Source organism: Thalassospira alkalitolerans (assembly GCF_002115745.1).
GTDB lineage: Bacteria > Pseudomonadota > Alphaproteobacteria > Rhodospirillales > Thalassospiraceae > Thalassospira > Thalassospira alkalitolerans.
This window is the reverse complement of record NZ_JFKB01000004.1, coordinates 167,236-191,437: the sequence shown is the minus strand read 5'-3', so window position 1 is coordinate 191,437 and position 24,202 is coordinate 167,236. Positions and strand designations below refer to the sequence as shown.

20 protein-coding genes are annotated in these 24,202 nt (G+C 52.4%); all 20 read left to right on the top strand.

The window, feature by feature from the left end:
- Positions 1-2,061 (top strand): NADH-quinone oxidoreductase subunit NuoG, encoded by a 2,061-nt coding sequence (gene nuoG / locus TALK_RS07575; protein ID WP_085617497.1) that lies wholly within the window; start codon positions 1-3, stop codon positions 2,059-2,061.
- A gap of 87 nt (positions 2,062-2,148) precedes the next feature.
- Positions 2,149-3,162 carry an NADH-quinone oxidoreductase subunit NuoH gene (gene nuoH, locus TALK_RS07570; RefSeq protein WP_085617495.1) on the top strand — a complete coding sequence of 338 codons (1,014 nt, stop codon included), beginning with the start codon at positions 2,149-2,151 and terminating at the stop codon, positions 3,160-3,162.
- 31 nt (positions 3,163-3,193) lie between these two features.
- Positions 3,194-3,682: an NADH-quinone oxidoreductase subunit NuoI gene (nuoI, locus tag TALK_RS07565; RefSeq protein WP_085617493.1), complete on the top strand. Its 489-nt coding sequence runs from the start codon at positions 3,194-3,196 to the stop codon at positions 3,680-3,682.
- Positions 3,683-3,766: 84 nt separating this feature from the next.
- Positions 3,767-4,375 carry an NADH-quinone oxidoreductase subunit J gene (locus TALK_RS07560; RefSeq protein ID WP_085617491.1) on the top strand — a complete coding sequence of 203 codons (609 nt, stop codon included), beginning with the start codon at positions 3,767-3,769 and terminating at the stop codon, positions 4,373-4,375.
- The gene (gene nuoK, locus TALK_RS07555) at positions 4,375-4,683 is read left to right on the top strand and encodes an NADH-quinone oxidoreductase subunit NuoK (protein WP_085617489.1); all 309 of its coding nucleotides are present in this window, start codon (positions 4,375-4,377) and stop codon (positions 4,681-4,683) included. The genes TALK_RS07560 and nuoK overlap by 1 nt, the downstream gene beginning before the upstream one ends.
- A gap of 7 nt (positions 4,684-4,690) precedes the next feature.
- On the top strand, positions 4,691-6,694 hold the full coding sequence (gene nuoL / locus TALK_RS07550; RefSeq protein WP_085617487.1) for an NADH-quinone oxidoreductase subunit L: 2,004 nt from the start codon (positions 4,691-4,693) through the stop codon (positions 6,692-6,694).
- 6 nt (positions 6,695-6,700) lie between these two features.
- A complete protein-coding gene (locus TALK_RS07545) occupies positions 6,701-8,218 on the top strand; it encodes an NADH-quinone oxidoreductase subunit M (protein ID WP_085617485.1) in 1,518 nt (505 codons plus the stop codon).
- A gap of 11 nt (positions 8,219-8,229) precedes the next feature.
- Complete coding sequence (gene nuoN, locus TALK_RS07540) at positions 8,230-9,669, top strand: NADH-quinone oxidoreductase subunit NuoN (RefSeq protein WP_425444021.1); 1,440 nt, start codon at positions 8,230-8,232, stop codon at positions 9,667-9,669.
- 1 nt (position 9,670) lies between these two features.
- Positions 9,671-10,429, top strand: coding sequence for a biotin--[acetyl-CoA-carboxylase] ligase (locus TALK_RS07535; protein WP_085617481.1), 759 nt, complete (start codon positions 9,671-9,673; stop codon positions 10,427-10,429).
- Between the two features lie 49 nt (positions 10,430-10,478).
- Entirely contained in the window at positions 10,479-11,261 is a 783-nt protein-coding gene (locus tag TALK_RS07530; protein WP_085617479.1) for a type III pantothenate kinase, read from the top strand.
- Between the two features lie 86 nt (positions 11,262-11,347).
- A complete protein-coding gene (locus TALK_RS07525) occupies positions 11,348-13,024 on the top strand; it encodes a ribonuclease J (protein WP_211274780.1) in 1,677 nt (558 codons plus the stop codon).
- A 123-nt stretch (positions 13,025-13,147) separates the two neighbouring features.
- Positions 13,148-13,552, top strand: a complete 405-nt coding sequence (gene mce / locus TALK_RS07520; protein ID WP_085617477.1) for a methylmalonyl-CoA epimerase — start codon at positions 13,148-13,150, stop codon at positions 13,550-13,552.
- 109 nt (positions 13,553-13,661) lie between these two features.
- Complete coding sequence (locus tag TALK_RS07515) at positions 13,662-13,901, top strand: DUF1467 family protein (protein ID WP_085617475.1); 240 nt, start codon at positions 13,662-13,664, stop codon at positions 13,899-13,901.
- A gap of 432 nt (positions 13,902-14,333) precedes the next feature.
- Entirely contained in the window at positions 14,334-14,864 is a 531-nt protein-coding gene (locus TALK_RS07510) for a hypothetical protein (protein ID WP_245829760.1), read from the top strand.
- Positions 14,865-15,039: 175 nt separating this feature from the next.
- Positions 15,040-16,359, top strand: a complete 1,320-nt coding sequence (gene proS, locus TALK_RS07505; protein WP_085617473.1) for a proline--tRNA ligase — start codon at positions 15,040-15,042, stop codon at positions 16,357-16,359.
- Between the two features lie 100 nt (positions 16,360-16,459).
- Complete coding sequence (locus TALK_RS07500) at positions 16,460-17,710, top strand: lipoprotein-releasing ABC transporter permease subunit (protein ID WP_085617471.1); 1,251 nt, start codon at positions 16,460-16,462, stop codon at positions 17,708-17,710.
- The gene (locus tag TALK_RS07495; protein ID WP_085617469.1) at positions 17,703-18,437 is read left to right on the top strand and encodes an ABC transporter ATP-binding protein; all 735 of its coding nucleotides are present in this window, start codon (positions 17,703-17,705) and stop codon (positions 18,435-18,437) included. Before TALK_RS07500 ends, TALK_RS07495 begins: the two co-directional genes overlap by 8 nt.
- 99 nt (positions 18,438-18,536) lie before the next feature.
- Entirely contained in the window at positions 18,537-22,022 is a 3,486-nt protein-coding gene (dnaE, locus tag TALK_RS07490) for a DNA polymerase III subunit alpha (RefSeq protein ID WP_085617467.1), read from the top strand.
- A 234-nt stretch (positions 22,023-22,256) separates the two neighbouring features.
- A complete protein-coding gene (gene rpsB, locus TALK_RS07485; protein WP_085617466.1) occupies positions 22,257-23,039 on the top strand; it encodes a 30S ribosomal protein S2 in 783 nt (260 codons plus the stop codon).
- Between the two features lie 85 nt (positions 23,040-23,124).
- Complete coding sequence (tsf, locus tag TALK_RS07480; RefSeq protein ID WP_085617464.1) at positions 23,125-24,048, top strand: translation elongation factor Ts; 924 nt, start codon at positions 23,125-23,127, stop codon at positions 24,046-24,048.
- Positions 24,049-24,202: the final 154 nt, after the last annotated feature.

The window sequence follows — 24,202 nt, the reverse complement described above, 5'->3', positions numbered from 1 at the left end:
ATGCCGAAACTGACAGTTGACGGTATAGAAGTTGAAGTAGAAGCCGGGGCGACAGTCCTTCAGGCCTGTGAAGAGGCGGGGAAAGAAATCCCGCGTTTCTGCTATCACGAACGCCTGTCAATCGCTGGCAACTGCCGTATGTGTCTGGTTGAAATGGAACGCGCACCGAAACCGGTCGCATCCTGTGCCATGCCTGCGGCAGATGGAATGGTGATCAAGACGGATTCTGATCTGGTCAAGAAAGCACGTACTGGCGTGATGGAATTCTTGTTGATCAACCATCCGCTGGATTGCCCGATCTGTGACCAGGGTGGTGAATGTGACCTTCAGGACCAGGCGATGGCCTATGGTTGTGGTTCATCGCGTTACGCCGAGAAAAAGCGTGCGGTTAAAGACAAAGAACTTGGCCCGATCGTGAAAACGATCATGACGCGTTGCATTCACTGTACGCGCTGCGTTCGTTTCTCCGAGGAAGTCGCCGGTGTCGGCACCATGGGGGCTGTTTACCGTGGCGAAGACACCGAGGTTGGACCCTATATCGAAGCATCGATCAATTCCGAACTATCCGGTAACCTGATCGATCTTTGCCCGGTTGGCGCCCTGACGTCCAAGCCCTATGCGTTTACCGCCCGTCCTTGGGAACTGAAAAAGACCGACAGCATTGATGTGATGGATGCGGTTGGTTCGAATATCCGTGTCGATTCACGTGGTTCCGAAGTTCTGCGCGTTCTGCCGCGCACCAATGACGACGTAAACGAAGAATGGATTTCGGACAAAACCCGTTATGCCATTGATGGCCTGAAACGCCAGCGTCTTGACCGCCCGTATGTCCGTGTTAATGGCAAGCTTCAGGCTGTCAGTTGGGACGAGGCATTTGCGGCGATCAAGGCAAAGGTTTCCGGTCTTGACGGTAAAAAGATTGCTGCGATTGCCGGTGATACGGTCGATTGTGAATCAATGACTGCACTTAAGGATCTGATGGGCAAGCTTGGCTCGCCGAACCTTGATTGTCGTCAGGACGGTTCGAAAATCGGTGGTCCGCGTGCATCCTATATCTTTAACTCGACGATTTCAGGGATCGACGAAGCCGATGCCTGCTTGATCGTTGGGGCGAATATTCGTGCCGAAGCACCAATCATCAATTCGCGTTTGCGCAAACGCTGGCGTTCGACCACCGGTGATTTCAAGGTCGGCATCATTGGCGAAAGCTGGGATACGACATTCAAGCACGACTATCTTGGTGCCGGTGCCGAAACGCTTTCTGCCGTTCTTGATGGCAAAAGCGAGTTTGCCAAGGTTCTTGAAGCTGCCGAAAAGCCGATGATCATCATTGGCATGGGCGCATTGAACCGTGACGACCGTGATGCTGTTCTGGCAACCGCGCGTGCGATTGCTGACAAGTTCGGCATGGTTACGGGTGAATGGAACGGCTTTAACGTTCTGCATACTGCCGCATCGCGTGTTGGCGGTTTGGATCTGGGCTTTGTCCCGGGTGAGGGCGGTTTGGCAACCAATGACATTCTTGATGCTGCGGCAAAGGGCGATGTTGAAGTTGTCTATCTTCTTGGTGCCGATGAAATCGACATGTCGAAACTTGATAAGGCCTTTGTGGTTTATCAGGGGGCGATGGGTGATGCCGGGGCACAAGCTGCCGATGTAATCCTGCCGGGTGCGGCATACACCGAAAAGAACGGGACGTATGTCAATACCGAAGGCCGCGCACAGCAAGGCTGGCGCGCTGTTTTCCCGGTTGGCGAAGCCAAGGAAGACTGGGCCATTGTTCGTGCGCTTTCGGGGGCACTTGGTCAGGTACTTCCTTATGACAGTCTTGATGCCGTGCGTTCGCGCATGGTTGAACTCAGCCCGGTTTTTGCCTCGCTGAATGCTGTTACCAAGGCCGAGTGGGCCGATTTCGGCAAGGCAGGCGACATGAAGCCGGAAGGCTTCGCAACGCCGGTTCGCAATTTCTATATGACCGACCCGATCAGCCGTGCATCGGTGACGATGGCCAAATGTACTGAGGCCTTTGTCAAAGATGCGGCTGCCGAGAAGGTTGCCTGAGTAAGGGGGGCGGCGATGTCATCGTCGCCCGTCCCGCAAGGGGGTGTCCCAATTCAGGGACGAAACGCAAAAGATACGGTTTGACCGATGGAACTTCTTTGGGACGGATATATTGAACCGGTAGTTTGGATCGTCGCCAAAATTTTGGCGATTGTTGTCCCGCTGCTGGTTGCTGTCGCCTATCTGACCTATGCCGAGCGCAAGGTTATCGGTGCGATGCAGTTGCGCAAAGGCCCGAACGTTGTAGGGCCCTTTGGCCTTTTGCAACCGCTTGCTGATGGTCTGAAACTGTTTCTGAAAGAAACAATTATTCCGACCAGCGCGAACAAGGGCGTGTTTATCATTGCCCCGATGCTGACGTTCATTCTGGCGATCATTGCCTGGGCGGTTATCCCGTTCGACGAAGGCATGGTTCTGGCAGATTTGAATGTTGGTATTCTGTACCTGTTTGCGATTTCATCGCTTGGTGTCTATGGCATCGTGATGGCTGGTTGGGCATCGAACTCTAAATACGCTTTCCTTGGTGCGCTGCGTTCCGGTGCCCAGATGGTGTCCTACGAGATTTCGATTGGCCTGATCATCATTTCCGTACTTCTGACCACCGGCTCGCTGAACCTTAGCGATATCGTGCGTGGTCAGGTTGGCGGTATCTGGGAATGGAACTTCGTCTATCACCTGCCGATGTTTGTCGTCTTTATCGTGTCGATCCTGGCCGAAACCAACCGCGCACCGTTTGACCTTCCTGAAGCGGAAGCTGAACTGGTATCGGGTTATAACGTCGATTATTCGGCAATGACCTTTGCGCTGTTCTTCCTGGGTGAATACGCGAATATGATCCTGATGAGCGGCCTTTGTGTCGTTTTGTTCCTGGGCGGTTGGACCGCACCGCTACCGGTGCTTGAATTCATCCCGGGGGCGATCTGGTTCTTTCTGAAGATTTGCTCTGTTCTATTCATTTTCCTCTGGGTACGTGCGACTTTCCCGCGCTACCGCTATGACCAGCTGATGCGTTTGGGGTGGAAAGTCTTCCTGCCGCTGTCATTTGCCTGGGTCATGCTGGTTGCTACGTTCCTGGTTGTTTTCGACAAGGTCCCGGCCTGATCGCCGCGCATCGGAAAGAGAGAGGTAAACGATGTCATTTATAGATCGGACGGCCCGGAGCTTCCTGCTGGTGGAACTCGTTTCCGGTATGGCGCTCACCTTGAAATATATGTTCAAGCCAAAGGTGACGCTGAACTACCCGTATGAAAAGGGGCCGCTTAGCCCGCGTTTCCGTGGCGAACATGCGTTGCGTCGTTATCCCAACGGGGAAGAGCGTTGCATTGCGTGTAAACTCTGCGAAGCAATCTGCCCGGCGCAGGCCATCACCATCGAGGTGGAGCCGCGCACCGACGGTTCGCGTCGCACGACCCGCTACGACATTGATATGACGAAATGCATCTATTGTGGTTTCTGCGAAGAAGCCTGCCCGGTGGATGCCATCGTCGAAGGTCCGAACTTTGAGTTCGCAACCGAAAACCGCGAGGAGCTTCTCTATGATAAGGACAAGCTTCTGGCAAACGGCGAGCGTTGGGAAGCCGAGCTTGCTGCACGATTGGAGGCAGACGCACCTTATCGGTAAGTGTCGCGTCTGATCGCTAAAGAGAGAGAGTTCATGGGTCGTTTTCGCCAAGGGGGTGGAAACGGCGCGCCAAGGGGGTACCTTATGGTCGTACAGGCTTTGGCTTTTTACCTGTTTGCTACTGTCGCGGTTATTGCCGCGACTGCGGTTGTGACCGTTCGCAACCCGGTGCATTCGGTACTGCTGCTGATTTTGACATTTTTTAACGCAGCCGGGCTTTTTGTCCTGCTGGGTGCTGAGTTTCTCGCCATGCTGCTTGTCGTCGTTTATGTCGGCGCGGTTGCGGTTCTGTTCCTGTTCGTCGTCATGATGCTCGACATTAACTTTGTCGAGATGCGTCAGGGTTTCCTGAACTACCTGCCGATCGGGGTTCTGATCGCGTTGGTTCTGTTTGTGGAACTTGCCTTTGTTGGCGCAACTTGGGCATTGACCGATGACAAGATCGCGGTTCTGGCGCATCCGACGCCAGCCGGACTGACCAATGTCGAGGCACTCGGCCAACTGATCTATACCGATTACGCATACATCTTCCAGGCATCCGGTTTGGTGTTGCTTGTGGCGATGATTGGCGCAATCGTCCTGACGTTGCGTACCCGTGAGGGTGTTCGCCGTCAGAAAATCTCCGAGCAGGTCAAACGCCAACGCGCTGACACGCTTGAAATTAAAAAAGTTCCGGTCGGCAGGGGGATCTGATGGAAATCGGTCTTGCACATTATTTGACCGTCGCGGCGATCCTTTTCACGCTCGGGATCTTCGGCATCTTTATGAACCGTAAGAACGTCATCATCATTATGATGTCGATCGAGCTGATGCTGCTGGCAGTTAATATCAATCTGGTCACGTTCTCGTCGTTCCTTGGCGACCTCGTCGGACAGGTTTTCACCATCTTCGTTCTGACCGTTGCTGCCGCCGAGGCCGCAATTGGATTGGCGATCCTGGTGGTCTATTTCCGTAACCGCGGCACGATTGCGGTTGAAGACATCAACATGATGAAGGGGTAAGGCAGATATGTATCCTCTTATTGTTTTCCTGCCCCTGATCGCGGCCACGATTGCAGGCATCATCACGCTGGCTGGCGCTATGTCGACCGCGTCCGGTGCTCCGCATGACGGCCACGGTCATCATCACCACGGTGTTTCAACAGCCGATCGTGTTTCCCAACTGATTACGGTTGGCGGTGTTGTTGTGGCTTTCGTGATTTCGATCTTTGCTTTTGTCGATATTGCTCTTGGCGGCAACCCGGTTACGCTGTCGCTGTTTACCTGGATTTCGTCGGGTAACTTCGTCGCTCCATGGGCGCTGCGCTTTGATACGCTGACCTGTGTCATGCTGATCGTTGTGACCGGTGTTTCCTCGATGGTTCATATCTATTCCATCGGGTACATGTCGCACGATCCAGACAAGCCGCGTTTCATGGCGTATCTGTCGCTGTTTACCTTTGCCATGCTGATGCTGATCACAGCAGATAACCTGATCCAGCTGTTCTTCGGCTGGGAAGGGGTGGGGCTTGCTTCCTATCTTCTGATTGGTTTCTGGTATTCCAAACCGTCGGCATCGGCGGCTGCGATCAAGGCATTCGTCGTTAACCGCGTTGGGGACTTTGGTTTCGCACTGGGTATCTTTGCGATTTATGTCCTGTTTGACAGCGTTCAGTTCGACGTAATCTTTGGCAATGCCGAAGAAGTCGCCGGAGCAACGCTTGTCTTCCTTGGGCATGAATTCTCGGCGCTTGAAATCACCTGTTTCCTGCTGTTTATCGGTGCCATGGGGAAATCGGCTCAGCTTGGTCTGCATACCTGGCTGCCCGATGCGATGGAAGGCCCGACACCGGTTTCCGCGCTTATTCACGCGGCAACCATGGTGACGGCCGGTGTGTTCATGATTGCGCGCCTGTCGCCGATTTTTGAATATGCTGAAACCACCCTTGCGATTATCACAGTAGTTGGTGCGTCAACGGCATTCTTTGCCGCGACCATCGGCTGTGTTCAGAACGACATCAAACGCGTGATTGCCTATTCGACCTGTTCGCAACTGGGCTATATGTTCTTTGCCTGTGGCGTGTCGGCCTATTCGGCGGGTGTGTTCCATCTGATGACGCATGGTTTCTTCAAGGCACTTCTGTTCCTTGGGGCGGGTTCCGTGATCCATGCAATGTCGGACGAGCAGGACATGCGCAAGATGGGCGGCATTTATAAAATGGTGCCGTTGACCTTTGCCGTGATGATGATTGGTACCCTTGCGATTACCGGTTTCCCGGGGCTTGCAGGCTTCTATTCCAAGGATCTGGTGATCGAAAGTGCCTTTGCCGCCCATTCCGCGGTTGGGACCTATGCTTTTTGGGCCGGTATCCTTGCGGCACTTATGACCTCGTTCTATAGCTGGCGTCTGATCTTTATGACCTTCTTTGGCACGTCGCGTGCTGATGAACGGACCATGGCCCATGTTCATGAAAGCCCGGCTATCATGACAATGCCGCTTTTGTTTTTGGCCATCGGTGCGATCTTTGCCGGTTGGTTTGCCAAAGACTGGTTCGGTGGTGGTGACTATGAAGAAATGCTGGCTTTCTGGAATGGTGCGATCTTTATGGCCGAAGGTCATCTTGCACTTGAGCATTCGCACCACGTTCCGGGCTGGGTCAAATTGGCACCGTTTGTTGCCATGGTTTCGGGCTTTGTCATTGCCGTTGTGATGTACAAACTGGTCCCGTCGCTGCCGCGTCAGTTGGCCAACAGCTTCAACGGCCTGTACCGCTTTGTGTTGAATAAATGGTACTTCGACGAACTTTACGACAAGATTTTCGTCAAGCCGGCTTTCTATCTTGGCTACAACTTCTGGAAATCGGGCGATGGTGCATTGATCGACGGTGTCGGTCCGGATGGTGTTGCCGCTGCGTGCCGTAATATTGCACGCCGGTTTAGCGCCCTTCAGACCGGTTTTGTCTATCACTATGCGTTTGCGATGCTGATCGGTATTGCCGCCTTGGTATCTTACACAATTTGGAAGATGGGTTAACGGGCGATGAGCGATTATCCAATTCTTTCGATCGTCACCTTTTTGCCGCTGGTCGGGGCACTGTTTGTGTTGCTGATCCGTGGGGATGAGGCGAATGTCGCCCGCAACTCTCGCTGGGTTGCTCTTTGGACATCGGGTTTTACCTTTGCCGCATCCCTGATGCTATGGGTGAATTTCGATACCACCACAGCTGATTTCCAGTTCGTTGAACAAGCGGACTGGATGCCGAACCTGAATATTTCCTATCACATGGGCGTGGATGGCATTTCGATGCTGTTCGTGGTCCTGGCAACCTTCCTGACACCGATCTGCATTTTGTCGGCGTGGGAAGCAATCCAGAAACGTGTGAAGGAATACATGATCGCGTTCCTGATTTTGGAAACGATGATGATTGGTATGTTCAGCTCGCTTGACGGTTTGCTGTTCTACCTGTTCTTCGAAGGCGTTCTGATCCCGATGTTCATCATCATCGGCGTCTGGGGCGGTCCGCGCCGTGTTTACGCAGCCTTCAAGCTGTTCCTTTATACACTGCTCGGTTCTGTCCTGATGCTGGTGGCGCTGCTGGCGATGTATTTCGACGCAGGCACCACCGATATTCCGACACTGATGGCGCATGGTTTCAGCTATGAGATGCAGCTTTGGTTATGGCTGGCATTCTTTGCCTCCTTTGCGGTCAAGGTTCCGATGTGGCCGGTTCACACATGGCTTCCCGATGCCCACGTTGAGGCACCGACAGCTGGTTCTGTGATCCTGGCAGGCGTGCTTTTGAAAATGGGGGGCTATGGCTTCCTGCGGTTCTCGTTGCCGATGATGCCCTTGGCATCTGAAACCTTCGCACCGCTGATCTTCACCCTGTCGATCATTGCAATCATCTATACCTCGCTGGTCGCACTTGCCCAGCAGGATATGAAAAAGCTGATTGCTTATTCATCGGTTGCCCATATGGGGATCGTCACGATTGGCGCATTCACCTTCAACCAGCACGGCATCGAAGGCTCGATCTTCCAGATGCTGAGCCACGGTTTGGTTGCCAGTGCACTCTTTCTGTGTGTCGGTGTGGTCTATGACCGTATGCATACCCGCGAAATCGATGCCTATGGTGGTCTTGTTCACCGTATGCCGGGTTACGCAGTGATCTTTATGTTCTTTACGATGGCGTCTGTCGGTCTTCCGGGGACGGGTGGTTTCGTTGGCGAAGTCCTGGCCTTGCTGGGGGCGTTCGAAGCCAATACCTGGGTGGCATTCTTTGCCGCGACCGGTTTGATCCTTGGTGCTGCATATGCACTGTTTCTCTATCGCCGCATCGTGTTCGGGGCGCTTACCAAGGAAAACCTTAAAGGCATCCTTGATATGAGCCCGCGTGAATGGTTGATCTTCGCACCATTGGTGATCATCGTTCTGTGGATGGGGATCTATCCGGTCTCCTTCCTCGACATCATGCATGTTTCGGTTGAACACCTTGTCAACCAGGTCGAAACGGCGCAGGCTGCCGCAGCTCAGGCTGCCCAGCTGGCGGCGAATTAGGGGGAATGAACATGGGAGTTTCTATGCTCAACCTCGGGGCGGCACTGCCCGAAATGTTTTTGGCTGTTTCAGCATTGGCCCTGTTGATGCTGGGTGTCTTTACCGGCAAGGATAAGGCATTCCGCACTGTTTCATGGCTTGCTGTTCTTGCCCAGATTGTCACACTCGTGCTTGTCGTTATGGGCGATGGCGGGGTGGCGTTCTATGGTCAGTTCACGGCTGATGCCTTTGCCAAATTCGCCAAGGTACTGATCCTGATCGGATCGTCACTTGGCATCGTTATGGCAATGAACTTTGCTGAACGTGAAAACATGTCGCGGTTTGAATTCCCGATCCTGATCACGCTGGCAACGGTCGGCATGATGGCGATGGTTTCGGCAACCGATATGCTGTCGCTGTATCTTGGCCTCGAACTTCAGTCGCTTGCGCTTTACGTTATTGCGGCCATTCGCCGCGATACGGTGCGTGCAACGGAAGCAGGCCTTAAATACTTTGTTCTGGGTTCAATTGCCTCGGGCATGTTGCTGTATGGCATGTCGATGGTTTATGGCTTTACCGGCACGACTAACTTTGTCGTCCTTGGTGATATCATGACTGGTGGTGATATTTCGGTTGGAACGCTTGTTGGCTTGGCCTTTATGTTTGCCGGTCTGTGCTTCAAGGTTTCTGCGGTTCCGTTCCATATGTGGACCCCGGACGTCTATGAAGGCGCACCGACCCCGGTTACAGCGTTCTTTGCCGTTGCCCCGAAAATTGCCGGTCTGGCATTGTTCGTTCGCGTCGCGGTAGGCCCGTTTGCCGGTGTCGTTGCCGATTGGCAGCAGATCATCGTTATGGTTTCGGTCCTGTCGATGGTCTGGGGCTCGTTCGCAGCGCTCCGTCAGGATAATATCAAACGTCTGATGGCCTATTCTTCGATTGGTCATGTTGGTTTCGCATTGGTCGGCCTTGCGGCTGGTACCGCCGAAGGCGTGCAGGGGGTTCTGGTTTATCTGGGCATTTACCTTGTCATGAACCTCGGTACCTTTGCGGTTATCCTGTCGATGCGTCGTAATGATCGCATGGTCGAGGAAATCACCGATCTGGCCGGTCTTGCCAAGACCAAGCCACTGATGGCTGCTGTTGCCGCCATTTTGATGTTCTCGATGGCCGGTATTCCGCCGCTCGCCGGGTTCTTTGGCAAGTTCTATGTCTTTAAGGCTGCCGTTGATGCCGGTCTTGTGACGCTTGCTGTGATTGGTCTCGTGACCTCGGTCGTTAGTGCCTATTACTATCTGCGGGTCATCAAGGTGATGTATTTCGACGAACCGGTCGAAGCGTTTGACAAAAACGGCACCGAGATGAACGTGATCATGGCTGTTGCCACGATTGTCATGCTGGTTTTCGTGTTCTTCCCGAACCCGCTGATGGATAGTGCAGGCGCTGCTGCGTCGGCTTTGTTCGGACAATAGGATGACCAAGCCGACGATCCGGCTTCCGGAAGGTTTTTATCTTCACGAACTCGACGTGATCGACAGTACAAATGATGAGGCGAAACGCCTTGCTGATAAGGGCGCCCAAAGTGGCGCCCTTATTTGGGCCCGGCAACAGACAACGGGCAGGGGGCGCCGTGGTCGGGCATGGTCTTCACCGGTTGGTAATCTGTATTCCTCGCTTTTACTGCGTCCTGATTGTCCGTTATTCGAAGCCGCCAAACTGACATTCCTGATCGCGGTTGCCATGGCCGAAGCCATCGAAATGGTCAGCGGCAATCAAATTCGACCTGATTGTAAATGGCCTAATGATTTGATGGTCAATGGGCGCAAGATTTCCGGTATTCTTTTGGAAAGTGCATCCAATGACGGGACGCAAACCGATTATCTGGTGATTGGTGCCGGGGTCAATGTGGCGTTCTATCCCGATGATGCTGAACGCCCGGCAACATCACTTGCCGCTCTTGGCGCGCCGACATCGGTCAAGGATGTGTTGCAGACTTATGTGGCCCGCATCGCCCATTGGCTGCCAATTTGGGAAGCACAAGGTTTCGCACCAATCCGCGAAGCTTGGCTAACCCGGGCATATGGTGTTGGTGAACCGGTCATTGCACGCTTGACCCAGCGTACGCTGGAGGGAACCTTTGTCGGGCTTGATGATGACGGGGCACTTGTTCTAAGAGAAACAGACGGCACCGAGCATCGTATCGGGGCTGGCGAAGTGTTTTTCAAAACTTAAATTAACAAGATCCCGCCTCGGGACGACAACGGGGAGGCACCGAAACATCATGTTACTGGCGATTGATGCCGGGAATACCAACATCGTTTTCGCTGTGTTTGACGGTGATAAGATCAAAGGGCAGTGGCGCTGTTCGACGACGGTGGAACGCACGGCCGATGAACTTGGCGTGTGGCTGCACCACCTGTTTACGTTAACCGATGTGCCGGCAGACGCGATCACAGGGGCGATTATCGCAACCGTCGTGCCGGCCGCGGAATTTAGTCTTAAGACCCTGTGTCGGCGTTATTTCAATGTCGAACCAATGGTCGTCGGTGATCCTGAAGTTGATCTGGACATGAAGATCATCATGGATCGGCCAAGCGAAGTCGGGGCTGACCGATTGGTAAATGCGGTTGCCGCGCATAAGATTTTTGGCGGTCCGCTTGTGGTGCTTGATTTCGGGACGGCGACAACATTCGATGTTATCGATGGCGAGGGTAATTACCTTGGTGGTGTGATTGCGCCGGGGGTTAATTTGTCGATCAAGGCGCTGCATATGGCGGCGGCTCAGTTGCCAATGGTGGCGATCGAGGCACCGCGCAGTGTTGTTGGCAAAAACACCGTTGAAGCCATGCAGTCCGGGGTTTATTGGGGCTATGTTGCGATGATCGAAGGGCTTCTGGCCCGTATTCGCAAGGATCAGGGCGTCGATAACATGAAAATCGTTGCCACCGGCGGGTTGGCACCACTATTTGCCAAGGTCATGGACGAGATCGAACATCTGCATAGCGATCTGACGATGCTGGGGCTTTTGATGATTTATCGTCGCAACAGCAACAAAACAAATTAGACTGTGCTGTAACATATACCATTTCGTTGACGCGGGCCTGGCCCGCGATAGTGTTTCTCATCGCTGAAAGACAAGGGTGACCATCCGTGGATTTGTATTTGCCGAAAGACGAGTTGCTGTTCGTGCCGCTAGGGGGATCTGGCGAAATTGGCATGAACCTCAATTTGTACGGATATGACGATCAGTGGTTGATGGTCGATATGGGCGTTTCCTTTGGCGAGGAAGGTTTGCCCGGTGTTGATGTTGTCATGCCTGATCCGTCTTTTATCGAAGATCGCAAAGACAAACTTCTTGGCCTGGTCCTGACACATGCACACGAAGATCACCTTGGTGCCGTACCGTATCTATGGCCGCGGTTGAAATGCCCGATTTATGCAACGCCGTTTGCGGCTGAATTTCTGAAAGCCAAACTGGCCGAAACCGATTTTGCAGATCAGGTGCCGATCCATGTGATCGAGCTTGGCGGCCGGTTTAAAAAAGGCCCGTTTGATATCGAATTTGTCACCATGACCCATTCGATCCTTGAACCGAATGCCTTGGCGATCAGGACCCCCAAGGGACTTGTCGTTCATACCGGTGACTGGAAATTCGATCCCGATCCCCAGATTGGCGATGCATCGGATGTCAAAAAGCTCGAAGCCTTGGGCGACGAGGGCGTCATGGCGTTGATTTGTGACTCAACCAACGTCTTTTCCGAAGGCCAAACCGGTTCAGAAGCGCAAGTTGCTAAAAATCTTTCAGCACTTTTTGCCAAGATACCGCAGGGTCGTATCGCGATCGCCTGTTTTGCGACCAATGTTGCCCGTCTGCAATCGATCATAGAAGCCGCCCATGAAAACAATCGTTGTGTTGGTTTGGCCGGGCGTTCCCTTAACCGTGTGACCGAGGTGGCGCGAACCGTTGGTTATTTGACATCCTACCCCAATCTTTTGACCGATGAAGACGCGATGGAGGTTCCCAAGGATCAGGTGTTGATGATTTGCACCGGGTCGCAGGGGGAACCACGCGCGGCGATGTCTCGTATTGCCAAAGGGGATCATCCGACGGTTCAGCTTGACTCCGGCGATACCGTAATTTTTTCAGCCCGTGAAATTCCGGGGAATGAAAAATCCATTGGTTATATCCAAAACCTTTTGATACGACGCGGCATTCGGGTGATTACGGCCCGTGACGAGCCTATCCATGTTTCCGGCCATCCGGGGCGTCAGGACTTGGCGCGGATGTATCAACTGACCCGTCCGAAAATCCTTGTGCCGGTTCACGGTGAAACCCGCCATTTGTGCGAACAAGCGGCCCTTGGTGCCGAATGTCAGATCCCCGAACAGGTGATCCCGCATGATGGCACGGTTATTCGTCTGTCGCCAGGTAGTGCGCATGTCATCGGTGTCGCCGAAAGTGGCGTATTGTGCCTTGATGGTGGCCGCCTGCTTAAACGTGATGCCGATACCATCCGCAATCGCAATCGCATTGTCTGGAACGGTGTGATGTTTGTGACCGTAGTGCTCAATCAGTTTGGTGAAACGGTCGGTGATCCGATGATTACCGCCCCCAGCCTGTTTGACGAACCGGGTGACGATATCCGGCTTGATCACTTTGCTGCCGAGATTGGCAACCGTGTTGATCAGTTAAATGATGACGAAGTTCTCGATGATGCTGCTGTCACTCTTGCCATTCGTCAGGCCCTTCGTCGTCCAGTCCGCCAGAAACTTGGCAAACGTCCGCTGATCGAAGTTCACATTGCTCGCGTAAATGAAAAAAGCTAGCCGCCCAGACCTTTGATGGTTTGATGGCTGATACCTTTGTTTAACCAAATACGCGGTTGTCTTTGCCATTGCTTGCATCCTAGATTGTCGGTGATCGGGCAGATCACATTGCAGGAGTAGAACATGATTGGACAGCTGAACCATGTGGCGATTGCGGTTCCGGACCTAGAAGAAGGCATCCGGCTTTATCGGGATGTTCTGGGCGCAAAGGTAACCGCCCCGCAGGACGAGCCCGATCACGGGGTAACTGTCGTATTTGTTGAATTGCCCAATACCAAAATCGAACTTCTTTATCCGCTTGGTGATGATTCACCAATCAAGGGGTTCCTCGACAAGAATACATCGGGTGGCATTCATCATGTTTGTTATGAGGTTGAAGACATTTTGGCCGCACGCGATCAGTTGATACAAAATGGCGCCCGCATTCTTGGCAATGGCGAACCGAAAATTGGCGCCCACGGCAAACCCGTGTTGTTCCTGCATCCCAAGGATTTTAACGGAACGCTTGTTGAACTTGAACAGGTCTGAATTTTACAGTTTGATTTTTGCGCCCGGTGTTGCGTTTCGTGCCGGGCGTTATGACTGTCAGCCATCCAACGTTGAACACGCTTTCCCGTAACCAAGAAAAGAGTGCCCCATGAACTGGTTTTCCGCGATCCTTGTCTATGTCGTGATTTGGTGGCTGGTGCTTTTTATGGTGTTGCCTGTCGGCGTGAAGCGCGAAGACAATGTACAGCCCGGCCATGACAGCGGTGCGCCGCAAAAACCACATATGTGGAAAAAGGTTCTGGCGACCAGCTTAATCTCGGCAATTCTGTGGGCTGTGGCCTATTTTGTGATTACCAGTGGCATGATAGAAGTCCGTCCGCCGCAATAAGGTTTTCGGGGCCGCCCTGAAATAAATAAACCCCGCAAAATGCTGCGGGGTTTTTTGTTTACGTAATGCACAAAAATGCGGGGCAGGGAGCCGTAGCCAAAAAAAAAGCAAGATCACAAGGATCTTGCTAAGATGCTATTTTAATAGCTGTTTTCCCGTAATCTTTTTTTACTTCCTCCTAGACCTGGGCTCGAAGCACAGGTTTTATTTCGATGTCGCGCCTGCTTCTTGTATGCTTATTGGCAACAAAGCCTCCCGCAATTTTATGAGCGGCTGCGGACATCTCCCGCAACGATCTTACGTCGTTGGCGGAAAGCCAAAAAGCCACATATTTCATTTTTATGCAAGATGTTTTGACTAAAATTCACAAATGATTCGATGCTGCACCGCACATATATAGGAAGAACCTGCACGATGAAGAGTTTTATACCAATGTACTCTATAAAAACCGGCGATTGTGCGATGCGTTTTGCCATTCGGACGTGTCTGGCAGTATCGATTTGCACATTTTCAACGGCAGTTTTGGCACAGGGCGAATCCCCGCTTCCTGAGCCTGATGATGTTCAAAAATCATCCGATGCTGAGGCGTTAGACAAGGACGAACCCGCAAAGCCGACCATCACGATATCGCGGTCAGCTTGCAAAGCATTGGTAAGTTACGTTCCCGATGATGAGGTTGTCTATAAGCCCGGCGTGGATGTGCATGGAAACAAGGTGGCACCGGCTGATCTGGATGGCGGCAGCCAGATTTTAAATGCCCTGCCCAAAGAAATCGAGTTTCCGGTGACCATCGATTTCTTTAAATTTTCCGGAATTTCTGTGCCGGATGGTGTCAGTGGCGAGTCTAGTATTGGCAAGATTACCTATCGCAACGGGCGGGTTTATTTCAATGATACCCCGCTTGGCAACGAGGCCGGGCAGGATGAATTGATCGCGGCATGCCGTGCCGCGGGCTTCCGATAACAGCAGGCCTGAAAATGCCAGTATGTTTTCCCAACTCCGCCATGATTGGGCGCTAGATCGGGTGATCCTGCGATCTTGGCAAGTTCCGGCTTGCGTTTCGGGCTGTGCTGTCGCATTTTCCGGGCAAGGTTTCTTATATACCTGACATTTTCAGCTTGATCATCACGAGGCATTGATGCGTCTTTCCCAGTTCTTTCTGCCGACCCTCAAAGAAACGCCGGCAGAAGCACAGATCGCTTCCCATCGACTGATGTTGCGCGCCGGTATGGTGCGTCAGCTTTCCGCAGGGATCTATTCCTGGCTGCCACTTGGCTACCGCGTTCTTAAAAAGATCGAACAGATCGTACGCGAAGAACAGGATGCGATTGGCTGCAATGAATTGCTGATGCCAACGATCCAGCCAGCCGAACTTTGGCAAGAAAGTGGTCGCTACGAAGATTATGGTCAGGAAATGCTGCGCATTACCGACCGTCATGATCGTAAAATGCTGTTTGGCCCGACCAACGAGGAAGTCATCACCGACATCTTCCGCAAGGATGTCCGGTCATACAAGCAACTGCCGCAGTTGATGTATCATATTCAGTGGAAATTCCGTGACGAGATCCGCCCGCGCTTTGGCGTAATGCGGGGACGTGAATTCTTGATGAAGGATGCGTATTCGTTCGATATTGATTACGAAAGCTCGCGTCACGCCTACAACAAGATGTTTCTGGCCTATTGCCGGACCTTTACCCGTCTTGGTGTGAAGGCCATTCCGATGGTGGCTGATACCGGTCCGATTGGCGGCGACCTTAGCCATGAATTCATCATTTTGGCAGAGACCGGCGAAAGCGAAGTCTTCTGTGACCAGAAATGGCTGAATAAAGATCTGTCAGGCCAGGGGGTTGATCTCAATGATCGTACCGGTCTTGAAAACTGGGTCCAGACGGTTCTTGAAGACTATGCTGCTACCGAAGAGAAGCATGACCCGGCCAATACACCGGTTGCCGGTGACGATTTAATCGCGACCCGCGGTATTGAAGTTGGTCATATCTTCCACTTTGGTGCAAAATATTCCGAACCGATGAATGCCATGGTTCTTGGCCCGGATGGCAAGGAAGTCCCGGTAATGATGGGGTCCTACGGTATTGGTGTCTCGCGTCTGGTTGGTGCCTTGATCGAGGCATCCCATGACGAAAATGGCATCATCTGGCCCGAAGCCGTTGCACCATACAAGGTTGGTTTGATCAATCTGCGTACCGGCGACGATGCCTGTGATGCGGCTTGTGAGGACGTCTATGGCAAGCTGCAAAATGCCAAGATCGATGTTTTGTATGATGACCGCGATATCCGTGCTGGTGGCAAATTTGCCGATATGGACCTGATAGGTTTGCCTTGGCAGATCGTGATCGGCCCCAAAGGCCTCAAAGCCGGTATTGTCGAACTTAAAAACCGTAAATCCGGCGAGCGGACAGAAGTCACGCTCGAAGCTGCGCTGAAACAGGTCGGCGCGTAACGGCGATCTTTGAAACGGGGCAGCCCCGGGCTGCCCCGTCCTGATTTATGGGCGTTTCTGCGTTCCGTATTTATCCCACTTCCACAAGGATCATTTGCGCATGTTCAGTCCGTTCGAACGTTTGGTGGCCTTTCGCTACCTGCGTCCCCGTCGGCAAGAAGGCTTTGTTTCCGTCATTGCCATCTTCTCGTTACTTGGCATCATGCTGGGCGTTGCAACCCTGATCATCGTCATGTCGGTCATGAATGGTTTTCGGGCCGAATTGCTGGGACGTATTCTGGGGTTGAACGGACATATTTCGGTTTACGCGCAAAATCCGGACGGCTTGCCCGATTACGATGCGATTGAAAAGAAAATTGCAGAAACCGGTAACGTATTGATCGTTACCCCGGTTGTCGAAGGCCAAGTGATGGCATCGAAAAACGGCCGGGCCAGTGGTGCCATTGTGCGCGGTGTCCGCCCGGAAGATATCGCCAAGCGTGATACCATCGCGAGCAATATCGTATTTGGTTCGCTTGATGACTTTAAAGGCGATGACAGCATTATCATGGGGGCGCGCCTTGCGATGAAGCTTGGTGTTGGGGTTGGTGACGATGTCAATCTGATCTCGCCAAAAGGCAATGTGACCGCGTTTGGGTCTGTGCCGCGTGTCCGGGCCTATAAGGTGGTCGGGCTGTTTGATATTGGTATGTATGAATATGACAGCGGTTTTATCTTTATGCCGCTTGGTGCAGCCCAGACCTATTTCCGAATGCCGGAAAAGATTTCGCATTTTGAAGTGATGCTGAATGATCCGTCTTATTTATCATCAAGCATGAATGATCTTTTATCTAATCTGTCGGGTGAAAGATTGCGATTGGTGAATTGGCAGCAATCAAATTCCGGATTTTTCAATGCGTTACAGGTCGAACGTAATGTGATGTTCCTGATCTTGACGCTGATTATCCTGGTGGCGGCGTTTAACATCATTTCCGGCATGGTCATGCTGGTCAAAGATAAGGGCCGCGACATTGCGATCCTTCGAACGATGGGGGCGACGCGGTCGTCGATCATGCGGATATTCTTTTTGGCCGGGGCGTCTATTGGCATTCTTGGAACGCTAAGCGGGTTGCTTCTTGGTGTTCTGTTCTGTCTGAATATTGAAAATATCCGTCAGTTCATTCAGACCCTGACCGGTACGGACCTGTTCAATGCCGAAATTTATTTCCTGTCACAGCTTCCGGCCGATATGGATGTTGGCGAGGTGGTTCTGGTTTGCGTGATGTCGCTGACCCTGTCTTTCCTGGCGACCATTTATCCGGCATGGCGGGCGTCGCGCCTCGATCCGGTGGAGGCCCTTCGTTATGAATGATCAAGTCAAGAAAACGGTCGGTGAACGGTCGAAAAAAGTCGTGTTACGGCTAGAAAAAATTGACCGGATTTTTAATCAGGGCCCGGATCAACTTGAAATCCTGAAATCTGTCGATCTGGAAATCCATCAGGGCGAGATTGTTGCTTTGGTCGGGCCGTCGGGGGCGGGTAAATCGACCTTGCTTCAGATTGCCGGTTTGTTGGAAAAGCCTGATCGTGGGCTGGTTTCCATCGGCGGCAAACGCAGCACCGACCTTTCCGATCTGGCGCGTACCGAGATGCGGCGCAAGCATATCGGTTTCGTTTATCAGTATCATCATTTGCTGCCGGAATTCTCGGCGATTGAAAATGTCGTCATACCGCAGATGATCAATGGTCTGAAACGTTCGGAAGCTACCGAGCGCGGGTTGGAGCTTTTGCGGTGCCTTGGTCTTGAAAATCGTTCGGAGCATCGTCCGGCACGGTTGTCAGGCGGCGAGCAACAGCGTGTAGCGATTGCACGTGCACTGGCCAATGTACCTGATGTGTTGTTTGCAGATGAACCGACGGGAAATCTTGATCCGCATACGGCTGCTACGGTTTTTGGGATGTTGATGACGTTGGTGCGTGAAACGGGGTTGGCATCGTTGATTGCGACCCATAACCCGGAACTGGCACGCCAAATGGATCGGGTTGTTACGTTGCGCGACGGTCATCTTGTCGAACTTGATCCTGATAGCCTTTCGTAATTGATCCAAATTCTTTAAGCTGTCGAAATGGCGCGCCCTGAATGTTCCAGGGCGGCGGCATTTCTGTCTTTGCCAATTATTTTCCGGGGTTTTACTGCGATGGAAAACGGTTTCGTCCATCTTCGTGTTCACACCAACTATTCGCTTGCCGAAGGTGCCATCACGACGAAAGAACTGGCGAAACTGTGCGGTGAGGATGGCCAGCCTGCCGTTGCCATGACCGATACCAACAATATGTTTGGCGCACTCGATTTTTCGGGGGTTGTCAGTGGTGCGGGTGTGCAACCGATTTTGGGGGTCCAGATCGGTGTCGAGCGGTTTGGTGATACACCTGTTGTCGGGAAAATCGCCCGCGAACCAGACCCGGACAATCTGGTTCTAATTGCGCAGAACGATGCTGGGTATTTCAACCTTTTGAAAATCGTGTCGCGTGCGCATATGACCAGCGAAGCTGGCAGTGACCCCAAGGCACTTTACGAACATATCGAAAAATACAGTGGCAATATCATCTGCCTTACAGGTGGTCCAACCGGGCCATTGGCGCGCCTATTGGCCGAAGAGCAGATGGATAAGGCCGAAGCCTGCCTGAAAAAGCTTTCGGGTATATTTGGCAATCGCCTTTATATCGAATTACAGCGCCACGGCGAATTGATCGAGGAACAGGTGGAACCTGGCCTGATCAAGCTGGCTTATGATCATAACATCCCGCTGGTTGCGACCAATGATTGCTTTTTCCCAAAGGTCGATATGTATGAAGCGCACGACGTTTTCATCTGTATCGGGCAGGGCGCGGTCGTTGGACAGGATGATCGATGGAAGCTGACCCCGGATCATCGTTTTAAGACGGCGTCGGAAATGCGCGCCCTTTTTGCCGATATTCCCGAGGCCTGTGACAACACATTGGCAATCGCCAAGCGGTGTTCATGGCATGTTGAAAAAATCGATCCGATCTTGCCGCCCTTTGACTGCGGTGAAGGTCGAACCGAGGTCGATGAATTGCGGCATAATTCCTTTGAAGGTTTGAACGGGCGGCTTGAAAAATATATCTATACTCCGGAAATGTCCGAGGAAGAAAAACAGAAAATCAAAAAACCCTATGTCGAGCGACTGGAATACGAGCTTGGCATTATCAATCAAATGGGGTTCCCGGGTTACTTCCTGATCGTTGCCGACTTTATCCAGTGGGCCAAGGAACATGGAATTCCGGTGGGTCCGGGGCGTGGTTCCGGGGCGGGGTCGCTTGTGGCGTATTCCTTGCTGATTACCGATCTTGATCCGTTGCGGTTTTCGCTGCTGTTCGAACGCTTTCTGAACCCGGAACGTGTTTCCATGCCTGACTTTGACGTTGATTTTTGTCAGGATCGGCGCGGTGAAGTGATCGAATACGTGCAGGACAAATACGGTCATGACCGGGTCGCTCAGATCATCACGTTTGGTAAGCTGCAGGCCAAGGCCGCCGTGCGTGACGTTGGCCGCGTCCTGAGCATTCCATACGGTTATGTCGACAAAATTTGTAAGATGATTCCGGGCGATCCAGCCAAGCCAATCCCACTTAAAGAAGCCATCGGGATGGAACCGGATTTGCGCCGGATTGCGCGTGAAGACCCTGATATTGGTCGTCTTTTAGATATCGCAATGCAGATCGAAGGGCTTTATCGCAACTCGTCGACGCATGCGGCCGGTGTGGTGATCGGTGACCGAGACTTAGATGAGCTTGTGCCGCTTTATCGCGATCCGCGTTCGGATATGCCGGTGACGCAGTTCAACATGAAGTATGTTGAAAATGCCGGTTTGGTGAAGTTCGACTTTTTGGGACTTAAGACACTGACGGTGATTGTCGAAGCCATCAAGTTGATGCTTCAACGAAAAGACGTCCCGCAAGACTTTGATATCAGTGCGATTCCACTTGATGACAGGCCGTCGTTCAAGCTGTTATCTGCGGCCGAGACAGTTGGTGTCTTCCAGCTTGAATCTCAGGGGATGCAAGATGTCCTGCGCGGTCTGAAGCCTGATACGCTTGAAGATATTATCGCTGTGGTGGCGCTGTATCGTCCGGGGCCTATGGATAATATTCCATATTACATTGCGCGTAAGCATGGTTTGGAAAAACCTGATTACATGCATCCGATGTTGCAGCCGATCCTTGAAGAAACCTATGGCATCATGATCTATCAGGAACAGGTCATGCAGCTTGCCCAGACAATGTCTGGTTATTCGCTTGGCGGTGCAGATTTGCTGCGTCGTGCCATGGGTAAGAAGATCGCCGAGGAGATGGAAAAGCAACGGTCGCTTTTCGTTGGCGGGGCGGAAAAGAACGGGGTGCCCCGCAGTCAGGCGTCTGACATCTTTGATCAGGTCGCAAAATTTGCGTCCTATGGCTTTAACAAATCGCATGCGGCGGCCTATGCGCTGGTCGCGTATCAGACGGCATATCTAAAGGCGAACTATCCGGTCGAATTCATGGCCGCGCTGATGACCCTTGACATGCATAACACCGAGAAGCTGGCGATCTTCAAGCAGGAGATCGAGCGTCTTGAGATTGAAATCCTGCCGCCCTGCATCAATCATTCGCAAGTCGCGTTTTCGGTTGAAAGTTATGATGGTGTTCGCAAGATACGTTATGCATTGGCGGCGGTGCGAAATGTTGGTGATGCCGCGATGGAAAGTCTGGTTTCCGAACGCGAAGCAAATGGCCCGTTCAAGGATCTGACCGATTTAGCATCCCGTATCGACAGTCGCGCGCTGAACAAGCGTTTGCTTGAAAATCTGGTGCGGGCAGGGGCGCTTGATTGCCTGAGCGACAATCGCCGCATTATGTTTGAGAATATTGACAAGATTTTGGCCGTATCCCAGCGCGAGATGCAAGCCCGAAATGACGATCAGATCAGCATGTTTGGTGACAATAGCGGATTTGGTAAAGACACCATTAAATTGCCGGAAGGGCGCGATTGGGTGCCAATGGAAAAACTGACCGAGGAATTCTCGGCCATTGGGTTTTATCTGTCCGCCCATCCACTTGATACCTTTGGCAAAAGCATCCAGCGGATCGGTATTGCCCCGATCAAGGAATTGCCCGCGCGTATGCGTGCGCAAAACAAAGGGTCAATCAAGCTTGCCGGTACATTGATCAATGCGCGTGAAATGATTTCGAAAAAAAATGGATCGAAATTTGCGTTTGTCATGTTTTCGGACCCGACCGGTAGCTTTGAGGTCGCGTTTTGGGCGGAAGCATGGGCTGCGTATAAAGAGGTCATCAATGCTGGACGACCGGTGTTGTTGATTGTTGCGACCGAAATGCGCGAAGGACAGCTTCGCATTCAGGGGCAGCGCGTTGAAGATCTTGAACAGGCGGTTTCCGGGGCTGCAGAAGGCATTCGTATTCGTCTGAACCGACCCGACCCGGTTCCTGAAATACGTGAATTGCTGGAACAGGCCGGAAAAGGACGTGGTTTGGTTAGTTTGACATCTGTTTGTTCTGATGGGCGCATTGCCGAGCTTGAACTTGAAGAAACCTATAAGGTGGGGCCATCCCTTATTGGTGCTGTTGGGGCGATCCCGGGTGTCGAGTTTGCCGAAGAAATCTGATTGGGGGCGTCCGCGGTGAATTGTGATCGTCTCGTGGGTTCACTTTACCTGTGTTTGCGCGTACTTTAAGGCTTGCATTCTGTGCAGGAGAGGGCTAAAACCCGCCCCGAACATCGCACGCGGGAGCGTGGCGAATGTTGCTCTATGCAGCTATTCGTCCATCCGGTGTTTCATGCATTCGGCATGAAATTCCCTTCCGCGGAGGTATTAACCGGAAAACGGTAGGAATTTATCATGGCTTTGCCAACTTTTACTATGCGTCAGCTGATGGAAGCTGGTGTCCACTTTGGTCACCACACACGCCGTTGGAACCCGAAGATGAAACAGTACATCTTTGGTGCCCGTAACGACATTCATATCCTGAACCTTCAGGAAACCGTTCCGATGCTGCATCGTGCGATGCAGGCAGTTCGCGATGTAACCGCAGCAGGCGGTCGTGTTCTGTTCGTCGGCACCAAGCGTCAGGCTTCGCCGGTCATCGCAGAAGCTGCAAAGCGTTGCGGTCAGTACTATGTGAACCATCGCTGGCTTGGCGGTATGCTGACCAACTGGAACACTGTTTCCAATTCGATCAAACGCCTGAAAGAACAGGACGAAATCCTGACGAATGGCGCAGAAGGTCTGACCAAAAAAGAAATTCTGAACCTGACCCGTTCGCGCGACAAGCTTGAACGCGCACTGGGCGGTATCAAAGATATGGGTGGTCTGCCGGACATCATTGTCGTGGTTGACACCAACAAGGAAGCGCTTGCTGTTCACGAAGCCAAGAACCTGAACATTCCGGTTGTTGCTATTCTGGATACGAACTCGGATCCGGCAAATGTTGCATACCCGATTCCGGGTAACGACGATGCGATCCGTGCGATTCAGCTTTACAGCGATCTGTTCGTTGGCGCCGTTCTTGACGGTATTCAGCAGGAAATGACTGCTTCTGGTGCGGATCTCGGCGAAGCCGAAGACGTTCCGGCTGAAGCCGTTGCTGCTGTTGAAGCCGCGCAGGAAACTGCTTCCGCATAAGTTTCATTTTGTGCCTGATGAAACGGCGGCTAGCATGCCGCCGTTTCTTTAGGTGTTTACTGATCGCGTAATAGGGGCTTTAAAAATGGCTATTACCGCTGCTCTCGTAAAAGAGCTTCGTGAAACCACCGGCGCTGGCATGATGGATTGCAAAAAGGCGCTGTCTGAAACCGATGGTAACATCGACGCCGCTGTTGACTGGCTTCGTACCAAAGGTCTTGCTGCTGCGGCCAAAAAAGCCGGTCGTATTGCTGCCGAAGGTCTGGTTGCTGTCGCCGTTAACGGTACTGCCGGTGCCGTTGCCGAGCTGAACTCGGAAACTGACTTCGTTTCGCGCAATGAAGACTTCCAGAAATTCGTCGCCGAGATCGCCAACCTTGCTGTTGGTGTCAACGGTGATATCGATGCGCTGAAAGCGACCGCATTCCCGGATACTTCGCGTAATGTCGAAGAACAGGTTACACATATGATCGCCAAGATTGGCGAAAACATGAACCTGCGTCGTTCTGCTGGTATTTCGGTCGAGAAGGGCCTTGTTGCTTCTTACATCCACTCCGCTATTGCGCCGAACCTCGGTAAAATTGGTGTTTTGGTTGCGCTAGAATCCGAAGCTGATGCTGCGGTTCTCGAAGGTCTGGGCAAACAGATCGCGATGCACATTGCGGCAACCAACCCGGCTTCGGCAACGGTTGATGATCTGGATCCGGAACTGGTCGAACGCGAGAAAGCCGTTCTGACCGAGCAGGCCAAAGAATCTGGCCGTCCGGCAGAAATCATCGAAAAGATGATCGAAGGTCGTATCCGTAAATATTACGAGCAGGTCGTTCTGGTTGAGCAGACCTTCGTGATTGACGGCGAAAGCAAAGTCAAAGCCGTGATTGAAGCTGCTGCAAAAGATGCAGGCAAGCCGATTACCCTGAAGGGCTTTATTCGCTTCGAACTCGGTGAAGGCATCGAGAAAGAAGAAAAAGACTTTGCTGCAGAAGTTGCCGAGCAGCTTAAGAAATAAACATCTTTATCGAAATGGTGCGTCACGTATCATTTCGTGTATGATCCAGACCGGCGAGGTCGGCAGCGCATATTCGCCCTGTTACTCGCCGGTCTTTTTATATCTGAATTTTGCTGAACCGGGTTTTTCGGGCAGTATGAAATATCGGCATTAA

Coding starts and splice junctions, on each gene's coding strand:
- nuoG (WP_085617497.1), top strand. CDS start 1: ATGCCGAAACTGACAGTTGACGGTATAGAAGTTGAAGTAGAAGCCGGG.
- nuoH (WP_085617495.1), top strand. CDS start 2,149: ATGGAACTTCTTTGGGACGGATATATTGAACCGGTAGTTTGGATCGTC.
- nuoI (WP_085617493.1), top strand. CDS start 3,194: ATGTCATTTATAGATCGGACGGCCCGGAGCTTCCTGCTGGTGGAACTC.
- TALK_RS07560 (WP_085617491.1), top strand. CDS start 3,767: ATGGTCGTACAGGCTTTGGCTTTTTACCTGTTTGCTACTGTCGCGGTT.
- nuoK (WP_085617489.1), top strand. CDS start 4,375: ATGGAAATCGGTCTTGCACATTATTTGACCGTCGCGGCGATCCTTTTC.
- nuoL (WP_085617487.1), top strand. CDS start 4,691: ATGTATCCTCTTATTGTTTTCCTGCCCCTGATCGCGGCCACGATTGCA.
- TALK_RS07545 (WP_085617485.1), top strand. CDS start 6,701: ATGAGCGATTATCCAATTCTTTCGATCGTCACCTTTTTGCCGCTGGTC.
- nuoN (WP_425444021.1), top strand. CDS start 8,230: ATGGGAGTTTCTATGCTCAACCTCGGGGCGGCACTGCCCGAAATGTTT.
- TALK_RS07535 (WP_085617481.1), top strand. CDS start 9,671: ATGACCAAGCCGACGATCCGGCTTCCGGAAGGTTTTTATCTTCACGAA.
- TALK_RS07530 (WP_085617479.1), top strand. CDS start 10,479: ATGTTACTGGCGATTGATGCCGGGAATACCAACATCGTTTTCGCTGTG.
- mce (WP_085617477.1), top strand. CDS start 13,148: ATGATTGGACAGCTGAACCATGTGGCGATTGCGGTTCCGGACCTAGAA.
- TALK_RS07515 (WP_085617475.1), top strand. CDS start 13,662: ATGAACTGGTTTTCCGCGATCCTTGTCTATGTCGTGATTTGGTGGCTG.
- TALK_RS07510 (WP_245829760.1), top strand. CDS start 14,334: ATGTACTCTATAAAAACCGGCGATTGTGCGATGCGTTTTGCCATTCGG.
- proS (WP_085617473.1), top strand. CDS start 15,040: ATGCGTCTTTCCCAGTTCTTTCTGCCGACCCTCAAAGAAACGCCGGCA.
- TALK_RS07500 (WP_085617471.1), top strand. CDS start 16,460: ATGTTCAGTCCGTTCGAACGTTTGGTGGCCTTTCGCTACCTGCGTCCC.
- TALK_RS07495 (WP_085617469.1), top strand. CDS start 17,703: ATGAATGATCAAGTCAAGAAAACGGTCGGTGAACGGTCGAAAAAAGTC.
- dnaE (WP_085617467.1), top strand. CDS start 18,537: ATGGAAAACGGTTTCGTCCATCTTCGTGTTCACACCAACTATTCGCTT.
- rpsB (WP_085617466.1), top strand. CDS start 22,257: ATGGCTTTGCCAACTTTTACTATGCGTCAGCTGATGGAAGCTGGTGTC.
- tsf (WP_085617464.1), top strand. CDS start 23,125: ATGGCTATTACCGCTGCTCTCGTAAAAGAGCTTCGTGAAACCACCGGC.